At 65.5% G+C, this 17,380-nt stretch carries 13 protein-coding genes and 2 tRNA genes; 10 read left to right on the top strand and 5 right to left on the bottom strand.

Annotated elements, in window-relative coordinates:
• Nucleotides 1-37: 37 nt before the first annotated feature.
• From WDB66_RS07405 to WDB66_RS07390, 4 genes are all read right to left on the bottom strand, one after another.
• A complete protein-coding gene (locus WDB66_RS07405) occupies nucleotides 38-502 on the bottom strand; it encodes an NUDIX hydrolase (protein ID WP_339397901.1) in 465 nt (154 codons plus the stop codon).
• The gene (locus tag WDB66_RS07400; protein ID WP_339397900.1) at nucleotides 499-975 is read right to left on the bottom strand and encodes a hypothetical protein; all 477 of its coding nucleotides are present in this window, start codon (nucleotides 973-975) and stop codon (nucleotides 499-501) included. Before WDB66_RS07400 ends, WDB66_RS07405 begins: the two co-directional genes overlap by 4 nt.
• A 213-nt stretch (nucleotides 976-1,188) precedes the next feature.
• Nucleotides 1,189-1,263, bottom strand: a tRNA-Val gene (locus WDB66_RS07395).
• A gap of 38 nt (nucleotides 1,264-1,301) precedes the next feature.
• Nucleotides 1,302-1,386, bottom strand: a tRNA-Leu gene (locus WDB66_RS07390).
• 271 nt (nucleotides 1,387-1,657) lie between these two features.
• Between WDB66_RS07390 and WDB66_RS07385 the strand changes: the two genes are divergently transcribed.
• Together WDB66_RS07385 and WDB66_RS07380 are read left to right on the top strand one after the other, a co-directional pair.
• The gene (locus WDB66_RS07385; RefSeq protein WP_339397899.1) at nucleotides 1,658-2,530 is read left to right on the top strand and encodes a phosphate/phosphite/phosphonate ABC transporter substrate-binding protein; all 873 of its coding nucleotides are present in this window, start codon (nucleotides 1,658-1,660) and stop codon (nucleotides 2,528-2,530) included.
• A 318-nt stretch (nucleotides 2,531-2,848) separates the two neighbouring features.
• Nucleotides 2,849-7,780, top strand: coding sequence for an NAD-glutamate dehydrogenase (locus WDB66_RS07380; protein WP_339397898.1), 4,932 nt, complete (start codon nucleotides 2,849-2,851; stop codon nucleotides 7,778-7,780).
• Between the two features lie 630 nt (nucleotides 7,781-8,410).
• Here the strand turns inward: WDB66_RS07380 and WDB66_RS07375 are convergent.
• A complete protein-coding gene (locus WDB66_RS07375) occupies nucleotides 8,411-9,427 on the bottom strand; it encodes a polyprenyl synthetase family protein (protein ID WP_339397897.1) in 1,017 nt (338 codons plus the stop codon).
• A 162-nt stretch (nucleotides 9,428-9,589) separates the two neighbouring features.
• On the opposite strand from WDB66_RS07375, the gene ssb reads away from it, so the two are divergent.
• From ssb to WDB66_RS07335, 8 genes are all read left to right on the top strand, one after another.
• Complete coding sequence (gene ssb / locus WDB66_RS07370) at nucleotides 9,590-10,114, top strand: single-stranded DNA-binding protein (protein WP_339397896.1); 525 nt, start codon at nucleotides 9,590-9,592, stop codon at nucleotides 10,112-10,114.
• A 30-nt stretch (nucleotides 10,115-10,144) separates the two neighbouring features.
• Nucleotides 10,145-11,206, top strand: a complete 1,062-nt coding sequence (gene rfbB / locus WDB66_RS07365) for a dTDP-glucose 4,6-dehydratase (RefSeq protein WP_339397895.1) — start codon at nucleotides 10,145-10,147, stop codon at nucleotides 11,204-11,206.
• 9 nt (nucleotides 11,207-11,215) lie between these two features.
• The gene (gene rfbA, locus WDB66_RS07360) at nucleotides 11,216-12,118 is read left to right on the top strand and encodes a glucose-1-phosphate thymidylyltransferase RfbA (RefSeq protein ID WP_339397894.1); all 903 of its coding nucleotides are present in this window, start codon (nucleotides 11,216-11,218) and stop codon (nucleotides 12,116-12,118) included.
• Between the two features lie 12 nt (nucleotides 12,119-12,130).
• The gene (rfbC, locus tag WDB66_RS07355) at nucleotides 12,131-12,688 is read left to right on the top strand and encodes a dTDP-4-dehydrorhamnose 3,5-epimerase (protein WP_339397893.1); all 558 of its coding nucleotides are present in this window, start codon (nucleotides 12,131-12,133) and stop codon (nucleotides 12,686-12,688) included.
• Nucleotides 12,689-12,714: 26 nt separating this feature from the next.
• Nucleotides 12,715-13,626 (top strand): dTDP-4-dehydrorhamnose reductase, encoded by a 912-nt coding sequence (gene rfbD, locus WDB66_RS07350; protein WP_339397892.1) that lies wholly within the window; start codon nucleotides 12,715-12,717, stop codon nucleotides 13,624-13,626.
• A 108-nt stretch (nucleotides 13,627-13,734) separates the two neighbouring features.
• A complete protein-coding gene (locus WDB66_RS07345; protein ID WP_339397891.1) occupies nucleotides 13,735-15,156 on the top strand; it encodes a mannose-1-phosphate guanylyltransferase/mannose-6-phosphate isomerase in 1,422 nt (473 codons plus the stop codon).
• A gap of 257 nt (nucleotides 15,157-15,413) precedes the next feature.
• Nucleotides 15,414-16,706 (top strand): adenylosuccinate synthase, encoded by a 1,293-nt coding sequence (locus tag WDB66_RS07340; RefSeq protein WP_339397890.1) that lies wholly within the window; start codon nucleotides 15,414-15,416, stop codon nucleotides 16,704-16,706.
• Nucleotides 16,707-16,827: 121 nt separating this feature from the next.
• Nucleotides 16,828-17,331: a protein tyrosine phosphatase family protein gene (locus tag WDB66_RS07335; RefSeq protein WP_339397889.1), complete on the top strand. Its 504-nt coding sequence runs from the start codon at nucleotides 16,828-16,830 to the stop codon at nucleotides 17,329-17,331.
• Nucleotides 17,332-17,380 lie beyond the last annotated feature (49 nt).

The raw sequence follows: 17,380 nt of genomic DNA, 5'->3' as shown, positions 1-17,380 counted from the left end.
ACGGGGAGGGCTGAAGCTGCGTCCGGGCGCAAGCGCTTCATATACCGATCGTCCGCGCCATCGCGAGCGGATAACGCGCGCCGGCCAGCCAGTCGTCGGCCAGTGCCAGCACCAGCGGGCTGCGCAGGCGAGGCGTTTCCGCGCGCAATTCCGCTGGCGACAGCCACAGTGCGCGCACGATGCCGGTATCCAGTTCGCGCGCCGGATCGTGTTCCACCGGGTCGGCGGCGAATCCCACGCGCACGAAGTCCTGCCCATCCGGCGCCCGCCACTGGTAGAGCCCGACCAGATGGGTCAGGCGCACGGTCCAGGCCGATTCCTCGATGGTTTCACGTACCGCGGCCTGCAGCAGGGTTTCGCCCGGATCCAGATGGCCGGCGGGCTGGTTCAGCACCAGGCCCCGCGCACTTTCTTCCTCGACGAACAGCATTTTTCCGTCGCGCACCACGACCGTGGCCACCGATACCCGCGGCAACCGGCCGCGGTCGCGGCGCTGGTTCACAGTTCGTCCCCGCTGACCAGGCGCTGTTCCATGCGGTCGCCGATCGAGGCGGCCAGATCGATGGATTCGTCCAGCACACGGGCTTCGGCATCGGCGTCGATGCGGATCACCAGTACCGCGTTGCCGTCGTGGCGCGCCCAGGTGCCTTGCACCAGTTCGAAGTTTTCCTGCAACAGCCGGTTGGCGATATGGGCCGGGAGGCGGCGTTCTTCCGAACGCAGGCCGTAGGTCCAGATTTCGCGGATGTTCTGGCTGCCGCTGGTGTGGACCTGGCTGCGCACCCAGACCAATTGGGTGCGGTCGTCTTCAAGCCGGACCAGGATGCGGTAGTCGCCATCGTCATCGACGACATAGGGGGTATCGAAGGCGTCCAGCTTGCGCGCCACCGAGGAATCGGCCTGCTCTTCGGCGTGGGCGAGCGGCAGGGTGCAGGCGAAAAGCAGGATGCAGGCAAGGCGGGAGAGTCGGAGCATGGGTTCTGGTCCTGTGGCAATCCGGGCATTGTCGATGCAGCGCCCGTTGCTTGCCAAACATCGCCTGAAGAGCATCTCGGTTGTGCTTGGGTGGACAGGCCAGTGGTGCGAGGGTTTGGGACGACGGGATGTTCGGGCTGCACAGAGTGCCGTACGAATGCCGTGCGAAAACGAAAAAGGCCCGCCGAAGCGAGCCTAAGTCGTTGTTTTCTCTGGTGGGCGGTACAAGGTTCGAACTTGTGACCCCTGCCGTGTGAAGGCAGTGCTCTACCGCTGAGCTAACCGCCCGAAAACTGGGCTGCGGAGTGTTTCCGAAGACCGTGATTTGGTGCCCAAGAGAGGACTCGAACCTCCACGCCTCGCGGCGCTAGTACCTGAAACTAGTGCGTCTACCAATTCCGCCACCTGGGCAGGTGTCGCGCCGATCCGGATGGGCCGGGCGAGCTGGGCAATTTAAGGCTTCGCTCCGATGATGTCAACACTCCCGGTTGCGCTCCTGCCGCCGGCCGGGTGCTGCACCATCAGGGGCGCGCGCAGATCCTCCGGGGCATCAGTCTGTGGTTGCGGTTTCACGTTGCGCCATGCCGCGCGAGCGTGTCTACTTGACCTGAAAACGTGACTTCGTTACCGGAAAGGCGCTGCTGGCTGCGGGGCGGTTCCGGCAAACCACAGGAGGGAGCTCGTGAGTGGATTCGCAACAGCAATAAGGCTGGGCCTGTGCATCGCGGCCCTGTTCGCGGCCGATGCCTCGGCTGCGCGCTATCGCCTGGCGGTGGAGCCGTCCTATCCGGCCGAGCAGGCCGAAGAGGTCTACAAGCCGCTGGTGGAATACCTCAATCGGACCACCGGCCACCGCTTCGAGCTGGTGTTGTCACGCAACTACCACGCGTATTGGCGTGATCTGCGCGAAGACCTGCCGGTGGATTTCGCCTTCGATGAAGCGCATTTCGCCGACTACCGCATCCAGCACAACGGTTTCGTGCCGGTGGCGCGCATCGCCGAGCCCACGGTCTATGCGCTGCTGGCGCAATCGCATTACGAGGGGCAGGGCATGCGTTCGGTGATCGGCCTGCCGGTGGCGTGCGTGTCGGCGCCAAGCCTGGGCTTCGCGCTGCTGGCCGAAATGTACGAGGACAACCCGGTGGCGCAGCCGGCGGTGCGTTCGGAGGCGGTGTCCTGGCGCGACAGCCTGCAGATGCTGCTGGCCGGCGAGGTGGAAGGCGCGATGGTGCCGGTGCATCTGGCCAAGGACTACCCCTATCTGGTGGAACTGCAACGCAGCGCCGAGCTTCCCGGTCAGGCCTTCACCGCCGCCCCCGGCGTGGATGCGGCCGATGTCGAAGCAGTGCGGGAGGCGCTCAACGCGCTGCACGAGGATCCGGCGCTCTACAACGTGCTGGTGGAACTGGGCGCCACCCGTTTTGAAACCGCGCTGGCCAGCGACTATGCCGGCTATGAAAAGGTGTTGGCCGGTTTCTACGGCTACAGCCGCGCGACCCGGGGCGTGTCACCCATCGAGGCGGCAAGCGAAGACGCCGATGCCGGTCAACCCTGACCGGTTCGATCATCGCTTCGCGCCATTGCACGGCAGCCGCCACGACGGCTGCCGTGTTGCGTTGCGCCATCGGTTGGTTTCTGCACAGGTTGATGGCCGGCTCCTGACTGCGCGTGCCGGCAGCGGTGCGGAGCTTTGGGCGCGGACAGGGGGCGACACGGTACGCTCTACGTAAAAGGTCAATCCCGAGGCTGAACAACGGCTGACCCCTCTGGCGGAAAAATTCCGTCAAATCATCCGCTTATTGTGCATTGCACATGGCCGTTGCGGGGCGGTGCTGGCACAATTGCCGGCTACCTCGTCAACCTGCGGTCTGCGATGAACGCCCAACCTGCTTCAACCACGTCGGTCAACGATGTGGCGCTCGATTCCATTCTTGATGCCCTGCGCAATTCGGTATCCGAGGCACACGCCAGGGAAGCCGATCTGTTCGCCCGCGTATTCTATGCACGCATGAGCGCGGACGAATTCCGGATCCGTGATCCGAAGGCCTGGGCCGCGCTGGCGGGTGGCTTCCTGGAGTTCGCGCGTTCGCGCACGCCGGGACAGGCCGCGATCCGCATCTTCAACCCCACGCTCGAGCAGCACGGCTGGGAATCGCCGCACACGGTGATCCAGATCGCCAATGACGACATGCCGTTCCTGGTCGATTCGGTCAGCATGGTGCTGGCCGATACCGACATCGGTGTGCATGTGCTGGGCCATCCGGTGATGGCGGTGCAGCGCGATGCCCAGGGCCGGGTCGAGCGCTTCGGCGAAGGCAAGGCCGAATCGCTGATGCATATCGAGATCGACCGCCAGAGCGAGGCCGGCGATTTCGCCCGGCTGGAACGCGACATCCTGGCCACGCTCGCGGATGTGCGCGTCTGCGTGGAAGACTGGAAGCCGATGCTCGAACGGCTGCGCGACAGTGCCGAATCACTGGCCACGCAGAGCACGCCGGTGGCGGCCGAACGCGTGCGCGAAGCTGGCGACTTCCTGCGCTGGGCGGCCGATGACCACTTCATCCTGCTGGGCTACCGCCAATACGAAGTAACCGAGGCCGAGGGCGACATCCTGCTGCGTCCGCTGCCGGACAACGGCCTGGGTCTGCTGCGCAGCGACCAGCGTGCCGGGCGCGTGCGTTCGGTGCGTGGCCTGATCGAATCGCTGGCCGCGCACGGGGCCGAGCGCGATGCGCTGATCCTGACCAAGACCAATGCCCGTTCCACCGTGCACCGTGCCGGCTACATGGACTACATCGGTGTGCTGGAGTTCGACGCCAATGGCCGCGCCAGTGGCGAGAAGCGCTTCATCGGCCTGTACACCTCCAGTGCCTACAACCGCCGTCCGTGGGAAATTCCGCTGGTGCGCCAGCGCCACGACTACGTGATGGAGCGTTCGCAGCTGAGCGCCGACAGCCATAGCGGCAAGGCGCTGCGCCATATCCTGGAAACCCTGCCGCGCGACGAACTGTTCCAGTCCAGTCGCGACGAACTGTTCCATACCGCGATGGGCATCCTGGCGTTGCAGGAGCGCATCCGTCCGCATCTGTTCCTGCGCCGCGACCGTTTCGGGCGCTTCTTCTCGGTACTGGTCTACATCCCGCGTGAGCGCTTCAACACCGATGCCAAGCGCCGTGTCGAAGCGATGCTGATGGAGGCATTGAACGGCCAGCGCATCGATACCAGCAGCCAGGTCGGCACCTCGCCACTGGCACAGCTTTACATGATCGTGCGGCCCAAGGCAGGCGCTCCGGCCGCGGTCGATGTGGCCGAGCTGGACCGTCGTCTGGCCGGCATCGTGCGCAACTGGCATGACGCGCTGCGCGAATTGCTGGTGCAGGGCAATGGCGAAGCGCGCGGCCTCAAGCTGGCCTCGCGCTACGGCCGCGCCTTGCCGGCCGGCTATATCGAGGAAGTCTCGCCGGAAGTGGCGGCGGCCGACGTCGAACGCATGGCTTTGCTGGAAGGCAATGACGATCTGCGTCTGAACCTGTATTGCCGCCACCGTGCCGATGGCAGCTCGCAGCTGCGCTTCAAGCTGTACCGCGCCGGGCGCGACATCTCGCTGTCCGAAGCGTTGCCGCTGATGGAAAACCTCGGCCTGCGGATCCAGACCGAGCACCCGTATCTGGTGCAGGTCGAAGGCCAGCGCATCCACATCCAGGATTTCGAGATCGATGCCGGCATGCCGGTCAATGTGGATGCGGTGCGGGCCAAGTTCGAGGCGGCGTTCGAGGCGATCTGGCGCGGCCAGGCCGAGAGCGACGGCTTCAACCGCCTGATCCTGGGTGCGCGGCTGGAGTGGCGTCAGGTGTCGATGCTGCGCGGTTACGCCAAGTATCTGCTGCAGGTGGGCGTACCATTCTCGCAGAGCTATATGGAAGAGACGCTGGCCCGCTATCCGCTGGCGGCGCGGTTGCTGGTGGAGCTGTTCGAGGCACGCTTCCATCCGGACGAGGATCCTGAGCAGAAGGCTGCCGGGCAGGCCGCATTCAAGGCCGAACTGGAAGCGCTGGCCAGTGATGACGAAGCCGCACTGAAGCTGCTGGAGCCGGTCATCCAGGCGCGCACCGACAGCCGTCAGGTGCAGATGGAGGCCGCGCAGCAGGCGCTGCTCGGGCTGCTGGATACGGTCGAGAGCATCGACGAGGACCGCATCCTGCGTGCTTTCAAGACTGCGATGCTGGCCACGCTGCGCACCAGCTTCTACCAGACCCACACCGAGCGTGCCGGCGAGGTCATCGCGTTCAAGTTCGATCCTGCCGCGATGCCGGATTCGCCCAAGCCGCGCCCGTACCGCGAAATCTTCGTCTACGGCCCGCGCGTGGAAGGCACCCATCTGCGCTTCGGCCCGGTGGCACGCGGTGGCCTGCGCTGGTCGGATCGCCGCGAAGACTTCCGCACCGAGGTGCTGGGCCTGGTCAAGGCGCAGATGGTGAAGAACACCGTGATCGTGCCGGAAGGCGCCAAGGGTGGTTTCTTCGTCAAGCGTCCGCCGGCGGCCAGCGACCGCGATGCGTTCATGGCCGAAGGCATCGCCTGCTACCGCCTGTTCATCGGCTCGATGCTGGACATCACCGACAACATCGTCGACGGCGCCATCGTGCCGCCGCGCGACGTGGTGCGGCATGACGATGATGATCCTTATCTGGTGGTCGCGGCCGACAAGGGCACCGCGCGTTTCTCCGACATCGCCAATGCGCTGTCGCTGGAGCACGGCTTCTGGCTCGGAGACGCGTTCGCCTCCGGTGGTTCGGTCGGTTACGACCACAAGGGCATGGGCATCACCGCACGTGGTGCCTGGGAATCGGTCAAGCGCCATTTCCGCGCCCTCGGCCGAGATTCGCAGAAGGAGGATTTCACCGCTGTGGGTATCGGCGACATGTCCGGCGACGTGTTCGGCAACGGCATGCTGCTGTCGCGCCACATCCGCTTGGTAGTGGCGTTCGACCACCGCGACATCTTCGTCGACCCGAATCCGGATTCGGCCACCTCGTATGTCGAACGCGAGCGCCTGTTCAAGCTGCCGCGTTCGTCCTGGGCCGATTACGACCCGGCGCTGATTTCGGCCGGTGGCGGTGTGTTCCCGCGCAGCCTGAAGAGCATCGCGATCACGCCGGAAATGCGTGCCGTGCTGGGTCTGGCCGAGGATGTGAAGAGCCTGACCCCGAACGAGCTGATCAGCGCGGCGCTGTGCGCACCGGTGGATCTGCTCTACAACGGCGGCATCGGCACCTACATCAAGGCCAGCTCCGAAACCCATGCCGATGTCGGTGATCGTGCCAACAACGCGATCCGGATCAACGGCAACCAGCTGCGCTGCCGCATCATTGGCGAAGGCGGCAACCTGGGCATGACCCAGCGCGGTCGCATCGAGGCGGCGCAAGCCGGGGTGATCCTCAACACCGACTTCATCGACAACTCGGCCGGTGTGGACACCTCCGACCACGAGGTCAACATCAAGATCCTGCTCAATGATGCCGTTGCCAACGGCGAGCTGGATATCGAGGCGCGCAACACCCTTCTGCGCGACATGACCGACGAGGTGGCTGAGCTGGTGCTGCGCGACAACATTCGCCAGAACCAGGCGCTGTCGGTGATGGAACGCATGAGCGTGTCGCGGTTGGGTTCCAAGCAGCACTTCATCCGCACGTTGGAAGGCCAGGGCCTGCTGGATCGCCAGATCGAATTCCTGCCCTCCGATGCAGAGATCGCCGAGCGCCGTGCGCGCGGCGAGGGTTTGACCCGGCCGGAACTGTCGGTGCTGCTGTCCTACGCCAAGATGGGCGTCTACAGCCAGCTGCTCGATTCGGACGTGCCCGAAGATCCGTTCCTCTCGGCCGAGCTGATGCGCTACTTCCCGCGGCCGCTGCAGGAGCGTTTCTCGGCCAATATGCAGCGCCATCGCCTGAAGCGCGAGATCATCGCCACCGCGGTCACCAACTCGATGGTCAACCGCATGGGCGCCACGTTCTCGCTGCGCATGCAGGAAGACACCGGCGCCAGCGCGGCGCAGGTCGCCAAGGCCTACAGCATCGGCCGCGTGATCATGGATGCGCGCGAGCTGTGGGACGGCATCGACGCGCTCGACCACGAAGTGCCCGAGCGTTCGCAGCTGGACGCACTGGCACTGGTCTGGAACCAGATCCGCAGCATGACGCGCTGGCTGCTGAACCGCCCCGGCGGCAACCTCGACATCGCCGCGATGACGGAGCGTTACGGCGCTGGTTTCGCCGCACTTCGCGGCAGCCTGGATCAGGTGCTGTCCGAGCAGGACAAGGTCGCCTATGCCGATGCCCGCGCTCGCTGGATGGACGAAGGCTTCCCGCAGGACATGGCGGCGCATCTGGCGGCGCTGCCGTTCCTGGGCAGTGCGCTGGACATCGTGCAGGTGGCGCTGGATGGCGGCTTCCCGGTAGAGGAAGTGGCAGCCTGCTACTTCGGCCTTGGCCAGGCGCTGCATCTGGGCTGGCTCGCCCGCCGTATCGAGGAACTGCCGGTGGAAGGTCGCTGGCATGCGCTGGCGCGCGGTTCGCTCAGCGATGAGCTGCAGAACCAGCAGAGTGCCCTGGTGGCACAGTTGCTGGGCCTGTCCAGCGGTACGCCGCAAGCTCGCCTGGACAGCTGGCTGGGGCGTGATGATGCCGGCCTGCGCTTTACCACCGCGATGCTCAACGAAATGCGTGGCCAGCGCGAAATGGACTACGCCACGGCCTCGGTGGCACTGCGCCGCCTCGCACAACTGGCGCAGCACGCAGCACAGTAAACCGGACTGTCCCACCGCAGCATTACAACGCTGCGGTGGGATCCGGTGCGGTGATCCGGTGCTGGGAGGTATCGGGCTTTCATGCCAATGGGCTTTCCCGGTAATGCCCGGCAGCAGGATCGCGGGCACGCTCGCTCCTGCAAAATCCTGAATCGGACACAGGTCGAGGTGAGCTTGCGAAGCCCGACGCGGTAATGTTCGGCGACTCCGTATCTTGCCCGTTCTCGAACATCACGCCGCCCATCACGCCGCCAGGTTCCGCCTGCCAGCTTCCGCATCGTTCACCGTCAACCCAGCAGCATCCGGCTTCCACAGGAACGGCCCCCTTGGCCGCGATGGAGGGCGGAGCTTGCGCCCAATCGCGCCCCCTTTGGGTGCGCTCCTGCGACGGAGCAAAGCTCTTCCAGGCCATGTCCGCTGTTTGACTTGGGACAGAGTGTCTACAGAAGGTTTGCGGGTTGGTATTACGCACACGCTCGCCCATTCGTGATGCATCGCCTCGCTGTAGGAGCGCACATCGCAGATGGGCGCGATTGCCGGGCAATCCCTATCGCGCTTTTGCAGGAATGGCCTCGACCGCGATGGAGCTTTTCCGGCGATGTCCGAACATCCCGCCGGGAAAAGCGCGAATCAGTGGTCCCGGTCCACCGCATAACGCGCCAGCCCGCGCAGCGCCGCGCACCAGTCCGAATCGGGCAGGACATCCAGCGCGGTTTCCGCCGCGCGGGCGTAGTCATGCGCGCGCGCGGTGCTGTAGGCGATGCTGCCGGCGGCTTCAATTGCGGCCAGCACGTCCGGCATCGCACCGGTGTCGCCCTGTTCGATGGCTTGCCGCAAGCGCAGGCGCGCGCGTTCGTCGGCATGTGCCATCGCGTGGATCAGCGGCAGCGTGGCCTTGCCTTCGGCCAGATCGTCGCCGAGGTTCTTGCCCAGCGCGGCGGCGTCGGCAGTGTAATCGAGCACATCGTCGGCGATCTGGAAGGCGTAGCCCAGGTTCAGACCGTAGTCGTACAGCGCCTGTCCGTAACGCTGGTCCTGGTCGCACAGCACCGCGCCCAGACGGGTGGCGGCGGCGAACAGCACGGCGGTCTTGCGCTCGATCACGCGCAGATAGGCGGCTTCGTCGGTATCGGGATTGTTGACGTGCAGCAATTGCAGCACTTCGCCTTCGGCAATGGCGTTGGTGGTGTCGGCCAGCACCTGCATCACCGCCATCCGGTCCAGTTCCACCATCAGCTGGAAGCTGCGCGAATACAGGAAATCTCCGACCAGCACGCTGGCGGCATTGCCCCACAGCGCGTTCGCGGTCTTGCGCCCGCGGCGCAGATCGGATTCGTCGACCACATCGTCGTGCAGCAGGGTGGAGGTGTGGATGAACTCGATGATCGCGGCCAGTTGCAAGTGGTCGCGTCCGTCGTAGCCCAGCGCGCGTGCGGCCAGCAGGTGCAGCTGCGGGCGCAGGCGCTTGCCACCGGCGCCGGTGATGTGTTCACCAATCTGGTTGATTAGCAATACGTCCGAGGACAAGCGGCTGCGGATCAGCGCATCCACGCCGGCCATGTCATCGCGGGCCAGGGCCTGGATGTCGGAAAAGCCGAGTGCGCGGGGGGAAGGAGAGGTTTGCGGGGTGGGCGTGGCGATGCTCATGCGGCAATTATACGGCGCCGCAACAGCGCCGGGCCGAACTCCGATGCAAGGATCAGCGGAACCCGCAGGCCGCTGCGGGAGTTCTCCGGCTGCGCCCGCCGCGCCGCTATACTAGCCTGCTCATCCCGCCGCAGGTTGCGGCATTTCCAAGGAACCACGCATATGGCGCGCGGCATCAACAAGGCGATCCTGGTCGGCAATCTGGGCAACGACCCCGAGCACCGTTCCACCGCTTCGGGCATGGCAGTGACCCGTGCCAGCCTGGCCACCACTTCGGTGCGCAAGGATCGGGACGGCAACACCCAGGAACGCACCGAATGGCATCGTGTGGTGTTCTTCGGCCGTCTGGCCGAGATCGCTGCCGAGTACCTGCGCAAGGGCTCGCAGGTCTACATCGAAGGCGAAATCCGCTACGACAAGTACACCGACAAGGACGGTGTCGAGAAGTACAGCACCGACATCGTCGCCAACGAGATGCAGATGCTCGGCGGCCGCGGCGATGGCGGTGGCGGCGGTTCCCGCGGTCAGCGCGGTGACGGGTTCGAGAGTCGTGGTGGTTACGGCGGCGAGCCGCGTGGCGGCGGTTATGGCGAATCGCGTGGTGGCGATCGTGCACCTTCGCGCGCCCAGCCCGAACCGCAGCGCCCGTCCAATGACGGCTTCGACGATGACGATATTCCGTTCTAAGCCATACTGGCTTCTGGCAAACAGATACTGATGACCACAGCACTTGTCACCGGCGGCGCCGGCTTCATTGGCGGCAACTTCGTGCGTGCCGCGATTGCCGATGGCTGGACCATCGTCAATCTCGACGCGCTGACCTATGCCGGCAATCCCGACACGCTGGCCGGGCTGGACGCCTCGCAGCGTCACCACTTCGTGCATGGCGACATCGGCGATGCCGAACTGGTGACGCGCCTGCTGGCGGAACATCGACCGCAGGCGATCATCAACTTCGCCGCCGAAAGCCATGTGGACCGCTCCATCGACGGCCCGGCGGCGTTCGTGCAGACCAATGTCGTGGGTACGCTGAACCTGCTGGAAAAGGCACGTGACTACTGGCGTGAACTGCCGGAGGAACAGCGCGCCGGTTTCCGCTTCCTGCATGTCTCCACCGACGAGGTCTACGGTTCGCTCGGCGACACCGGCCACTTCACCGAAACCACGCCGTACGCGCCGAACTCGCCGTATTCGGCGTCGAAGGCGGCGTCGGATCATCTGGTGCGCGCCTTCCACCACACCTACGGCTTGCCGGTGCTGACCACCAACTGTTCCAACAACTACGGCCCGTACCAGTTCCCGGAAAAGCTCATCCCGCTGATCATCGCGCGGGCGCTGGCCGGCGAGGCGCTGCCGGTGTACGGCGATGGCAGCAACGTGCGCGACTGGCTGTACGTGCAGGACCATTGCGATGCGATCCGCGCGGTATTGCAGGGCGGGCGCGTGGGCGAGGTCTACAACGTCGGCGGCGATGCCGAGCGGCGCAACATCGACGTGGTGCGCACGATCTGCGCGTTGCTGGACGAACGCCGTCCGCGTGCCGATGGCCAGCCGCGTGCCAGTCAGATCACCTTCGTCACCGACCGTCCCGGCCACGACCGGCGCTATGCGATCGATTCCTCCAAGCTGCAGAACGAACTGGGCTGGCGCCCGCAGGTGGATTTCGACAGCGGCTTGGCGCGAACCGTGGACTGGTACCTGGAGCACCAGGACTGGGTCGGTCGCGTGCTCGACGGCAGCTACCGGATGGAGCGCCTCGGCCGGCAGTCTTCTTCCTGACAGGACGCCATGACTTCCACGACTTCCGCCGCGATCGACCGCGGCATCATTCTCGCCGGCGGCTCCGGCACCCGGCTGTATCCGATCACCAAGGGCGTCTCCAAGCAGCTTTTGCCGGTCTACGACAAGCCGATGATCTATTACCCGCTGGCCACCTTGATGATGGCCGGCATCCGTCGCGTGCTGGTCATCAACACGCCGCATGAGCAGATGCTGTTCCGCAGCCTGCTGGGTGATGGCAGCCAGTGGGGCATGCAGATCGAATACGCGGTGCAGCCCAGCCCCGATGGCCTGGCGCAGGCGTTTTTGATCGGGCGCGACTTCATCGCCGGCCAGCCGAGTTGCCTGATCCTGGGCGACAACATCTTCCACGGCCATGGCCTGCAGGCGCAGCTGCGCCATGCCGCGCAGCGCACCGATGCGGCCACGGTGTTCGGCTACCGCGTCAGTGATCCGGAACGCTACGGCGTGGCCGAGTTCGATGCCGACGGGCGCGTGGTCGGGCTGGAGGAAAAGCCGACCCAGCCCAAATCCCACCACGCCGTCACCGGCCTGTACTTCTACGACGACAAGGTCTGCGACTATGCCGCCGAACTGAAACCTTCAGCGCGCGGCGAACTGGAAATCACCGATCTCAATCGTCGCTATCTGGACGAAGGCCGCTTGCATCTGGAACGCCTGGGACGCGGCAGCGCGTGGCTGGATACCGGCACGCACGAATCGCTGTTGCAGGCCGGCAACTTCATCCAGACCTTGCAGGAGCGGCAGGGCCTTCAGGTCTGCTGCCCGGAGGAAATCGCCTGGCGCAACCGTTGGATCGACGATGCCGCACTGGAAGCGCTGGCCACGCCGCTGGCCAAGAACGGCTACGGCCAGTATCTGCTGTCGCTGCTGCGCGGCGAGCTGGCCTGACGGGCAGCGGCCATGAAACTGATCGAAACCGATCTGCCCGGGTGTGTCGTGATCGAGCCGCGCGTATTCGGCGATGAACGCGGATTCTTCTACGAAAGCTGGAACAAGGCGCGCTTCGCCGAAGCCGGCCTGCACCTGGATTTCGTCCAGGGCAATGTCTCGGCCTCGGCCCGTGGCGTGCTGCGCGGCCTGCATTACCAGTGGCCGAACCCGCAGGGAAAACTGGTCAGCGTGCTGGAAGGCGAGGTCTACGATGTCGCGGTCGATATCAGGCGCGGATCGCCCAGCTTCGGGCGCTGGACGGCGGTGATGCTGACGGCCGAGAACAAACGCCACTTCTGGATTCCCGAAGGCTTCGCACACGGCTTTGCCGTGGTCTCCGAGCGCGCCGTGTTCACCTACCAGTGCACCGCCGGCTATGACGCCGCCGCCGACGCCGGGCTGCGCTGGAACGATGCCGCGCTCGGCATCGACTGGCCGCTGGCCGAGCCGACGCTGTCGGACAAGGACGCAAAAGCACCGTTCCTGGCCGATATTCCGCCTGAGCGGTTGCCGCTCTACATTCCATGAAAGCCGGGCTACATGAAGGCGCGGGCATGAAGATCCTGTTGCTGGGCGCGGCCGGGCAGGTCGGGTTCGAATTGCATCGCGGGCTGGGTGCATTGGGCCAGGTGATTCCGGCCACGCGCGATGGACGCCTGCCCGGCGGCGGCAGCGCAGGCATCGCAGATCTTGCCGCCCCGGCCACGCTCGAAACGCTGCTGGACGATATCCGCCCGGATGTCATCGTCAACGCCGCCGCCTACACCGCCGTGGACCGGGCCGAATCCGAACCGGAACTGGCGCAGGCGATCAATGCCGACGCACCGGCGCTGCTGGCGCGCTGGTGCGCCGCGCAGGGTTCGAAACTGTTGCACTATTCGACCGATTATGTGTTCGACGGGCGCAGCGATCGACGCTGGCGCGAGGACGATGCCACCGCGCCGCTGGGCGTCTACGGCCACAGCAAGCGTGCCGGTGAAGTCGCGATCCAGGCCAGCGGTTGCGATCACCTGATCCTGCGCACCGCCTGGGTCTATGCCGCGCGCGGCCACAACTTCATGCGCACGATGCTGCGTCTGGCCGGTGAACGCGAGCATCTGCGCGTGGTGTCCGACCAGATCGGTTCGCCGACGCCGGCGCGCTGGATCGCGGCGGTCAGCAGTGCACTGATCGCACGCTGGCAGGCCGGCGCGGCGTGGCCTTCGGGCATCGTGCACCTGACCGCGAGCGGGCAGACCAGCTGGCACGGGTTTGCCGAAGCGATCTTCGCCGCCGCGCTGGAAACCGGACTGCTGGAACGCGCGCCCACGGTCGAGGCGATCAGCACCAGCGACTACCCGACGCCGGCGCAACGCCCGGCGTATTCCTGCCTGGATACGTCAGCGCTGCGCGAGCGCTTCGGCATCTCGTTGCCGGACTGGCGCAAGGGTGTGACGCAGACGTTGGCTGAGTTGGCAGGGTGTTGATTCATTGATTCTCACGACTTCCAATCGTCAATTGTTGGCAACACGCTTATTCCCTCTCCCCCGCTTGCGGGGGAGAGGGAGCCCAATAACGCAATTCCAGAGCATGCTATGTCCGCACTGATTCCCGTGATCCTTTCCGGCGGCGCCGGCACCCGCTTGTGGCCGGTGTCGCGGCGCGCTTTCCCCAAGCCGTTCATACGTCTTGCCAACGGTGAATCGTTGCTCGGGCGCACGCTGAAACGCGCGTTGGCGGTGACCGATGGCGGGGAGGTGGTCACCGTTACCGGCGCCGACTACCGCTTCCTGACCGCCGACGAATATGCCCGCAGCACGCAGCAGGATTTCCGCTCGCGCCTGCTGCTGGAGCCGGCCGGGCGCAACACCGCACCGGCGATCGTGCTGGCGGCGCTGGACATCGCCGCACGTCATGGCGAGGACGCGCAGCTGCTGGTGTTGCCGGCTGACCATCTGATCGATGATGTCGATGCCTTCGTGCGCGATGTCGCCGCCGCGCGTGTGTTGGCCGCACAGGGTTTTCTGGTCACCTTCGGCATCGTGCCGACGGCGCCGGAAACCGGCTTCGGCTACATCCATGCCGGCAGTGCGGTCGAAGGCGGTTTCCAGATCGAAGCCTTCGTTGAAAAGCCCGATCTGGCCACGGCCGAGGGGTATGTCGCGGCCGGCAACTACTTCTGGAATGCCGGCATGTTCTGCTTCAGCGCGCGCGACCTGATCGCTGCCGCCACGCAGGTCTGTCCGGACGTGCTGGCTGCCGCGCGCGCCTGCGTGGCCGTGACCGATGCCAGTGGCGATGTGGTCGCGTTCGAGCGCGAAAGTTTCCTCGCCCAGCCCGATATTTCCATCGACTACGCGGTGATGGAACGCGCGCAACGCCGCGCCGTGGTGCCGGCGACGTTCGGCTGGAGCGACATTGGCTCCTGGAACGCACTGGGCGAACTCACCGAACCCGACGCCGCCGGCAACCGGGTGCAGGGCCAGGCTATTGTCGTCGACGGTGGTGGCAACTACATCCAGACCGAAGGCAGGCTGGTGGCGGCGGTGGGCGTCAGCGATCTGGTGATCGTGGATGCCGGCGACGCCGTGCTGGTGGCCGACCGGCATCAGGTGCAGGCGGTGCGGCAGGTCGTGGACACGCTACGCCAGCGCGAGCACTACGCGGCCCAGCACCATCTGACTGTGCATCGGCCGTGGGGCAGCTACACCGTTCTGGAAGATGCCGATGACTGCAAGGTCAAGCGCCTGACCGTCAAGCCGGGTGGCGTGCTGTCGCTGCAACGGCATCAGCGCCGCAGCGAGCATTGGACCGTGGTGCAGGGCGTGGCGAAGGTGCGCGTTGGCGATGAGGACATGCTGTTGCAGCGCAACCAGTCCACCTATATCCCGATGAACACGCTGCACCGGCTGGAAAACCCCGGTGACAGCGATCTTCATCTGATCGAAACCCAATGCGGTGACTACTTCGGCGAGGACGACATCGAGCGTCTGGAAGACGTTTACGGGCGCTGTTGATGCGCAGCACTGGCCGGGATCCGTGCTGCAATGCCGCAATTTTCGCGCCTGCGGCTAGTGGCGCGGCGCGGATTGGCGGATAATCCGCAAAAGCCGGATCTGTCCGGCTTTTTTCGCGTCCGGGCCACGGCCTGAAGCGTGCTTGCGGCAGATCCCGCCACACTGCGGGCCTGCGGCACGCGCAACTTGTGGACAGACGGTCAATTTTGCAGCGGTACTCCCGGGTGAGGCCGCTGCACCGGTCAAGGAGTGTTGAAATGGGTCAGTCGGTCGTGGTGCTGGGCGCTCAGTGGGGCGACGAGGGCAAGGGCAAGATCGTCGATCTGCTGACGCAGGACATCGGCGGCGTGGTCCGCTTCCAGGGCGGCCACAATGCTGGCCACACCCTGGTGATCGGCGGCAAGAAAACCGTGCTGCATCTGATTCCCTCCGGCATCCTGCGCGACGACGCGCTGTGCCTGATCGGCAACGGCGTGGTGCTCAGCCCGGCCGCATTGATGAAGGAAATCGCCGAGCTGGAAGAGGCCGGCGTGGAAGTGCGTTCGCGCCTGAAGATCAGCCCGGCGACGCCGCTGATCATGCCGTACCACATCGCGCTGGATCAGGCCCGCGAGCGCGCCGCTGGCGGCAAGGCCATCGGCACCACCGGGCGCGGCATCGGGCCGGCCTACGAGGACAAGGTCGCACGCCGCGGCATCCGCGTCGCCGATCTGCACTATCCCAAGCAGCTGGAAGACCTGCTGCGCACCGCGCTGGATTACCACAACTTCGTGCTGACGAAATATCTGGGCGCGGACGCCATCGACTTCCAGCAGACCTATGACGAAGCGCTGGCCTTCGCCGATTACGTGGAGCCGATGAAGTCCGACGTCGCCGGCATCCTGCACGATCTGCGCAAGCAGGGAAAACGCGTGCTGTTCGAGGGTGCACAGGGCTCGCTGCTGGATATCGACCACGGCACCTATCCCTATGTCACCAGTTCCAACACCACCGTCGGTGGCGCGCTCGCCGGCACCGGCGTCGGTGCGGATTCGATCGACTACGTGCTGGGCATCTGCAAGGCCTACGCCACGCGCGTCGGCAGCGGTCCGTTTCCGACCGAACTGGATGACGACATCGGCCAGCGTCTGCGTGATCGCGGCCAGGAATATGGCGCTACCACCGGCCGTCCGCGCCGCTGTGGCTGGATCGATATCGTGGCGCTGAAGCGCGCTGTCGCGATCAACGGCATCAGCGGCCTGTGCATCACCAAGCTCGATGTGCTCGACGGCTTCGACAAGTTGAAGATGTGCATCGCCTACCGCTACCGCGACAAGGAAACCGAGTACGCGCCGCTCGATGCCCAAGGCTGGGACGAATGCGAGCCGGTGTATCTGGAATTCCCCGGTTGGAGCGAAGACACCCACGGCATCACCGAATGGGACAAGCTGCCGCCGGCGGCGCGGGCTTACCTGCGTGCGCTGGAGGAACTGGCCGGCTGTCCGCTGTCAATCGTTAGCACCGGGCCGGACCGCGAGCACACCATGGTGCTGCAGGATCCGTTCGATTGAGGGTGCGCTGATGTTTCGTCGAACTGTCCTCAGCGCTGTGCGTCTGGCCGCGGTTGTCGCCTTGGGCGGCGGCTGCGCACTGAAGCCTTCGGCGCCATCGCCTGCTTCGGAGACGGGGGCGATGACGCAGGTGCCTGCATCGGCGCTGGAAGGTTTTGTCCAGCCGGCCGAGGGCCTGCATGCCGGTGACCGGATCCATGCCACCGACCTGCCGGCGCTCAGCGCCGAGAATGTCCGGCATGTCATTGATCTGACGCCGGACGAGGAAACCCCAGACTTCGACGAGGCAGCAGCCGTGCGTGCCGCCGGCCTGCGTTACGACAATCTTCCGATCAGCGGCCCAGATGATCTCACCGTGGCGAATGTGATCGCCTTTGATCGCCTGCTTGAAGGCCGCGAGGGCACGACCCTGGTGCATTGCGCCAGCGGCAACCGCGTGGGTGCGTTGGTGGCGCTGCGTGCCGCATGGCTGCACGGGGCGGACGACCAAAGCGCGGTGGAGGAAGGCCGGCGCTGGGGGCTTCGTGGACTGGAAGGCGAAGTGCGCAAGCGGCTTGATCGCCAGCGCTGCCTTGCGCTGGCCGCGGACGCGGACGCGCAGGCACGCTGTGGAACGGGCATTTGACGCTGGCGTAGGTAAACGCGGCGCTGGCCCTGGCTTCCGGCCCGGCTTC

The sequence above is a fragment of the Denitratimonas organivorans genome, from assembly GCF_037478135.1.
Taxonomy (GTDB): Bacteria; Pseudomonadota; Gammaproteobacteria; order Xanthomonadales; family Xanthomonadaceae; genus Denitratimonas.
The sequence above is the reverse complement of the archived record's forward strand: the minus strand, read 5'-3'. Positions and strand labels throughout refer to the sequence as shown.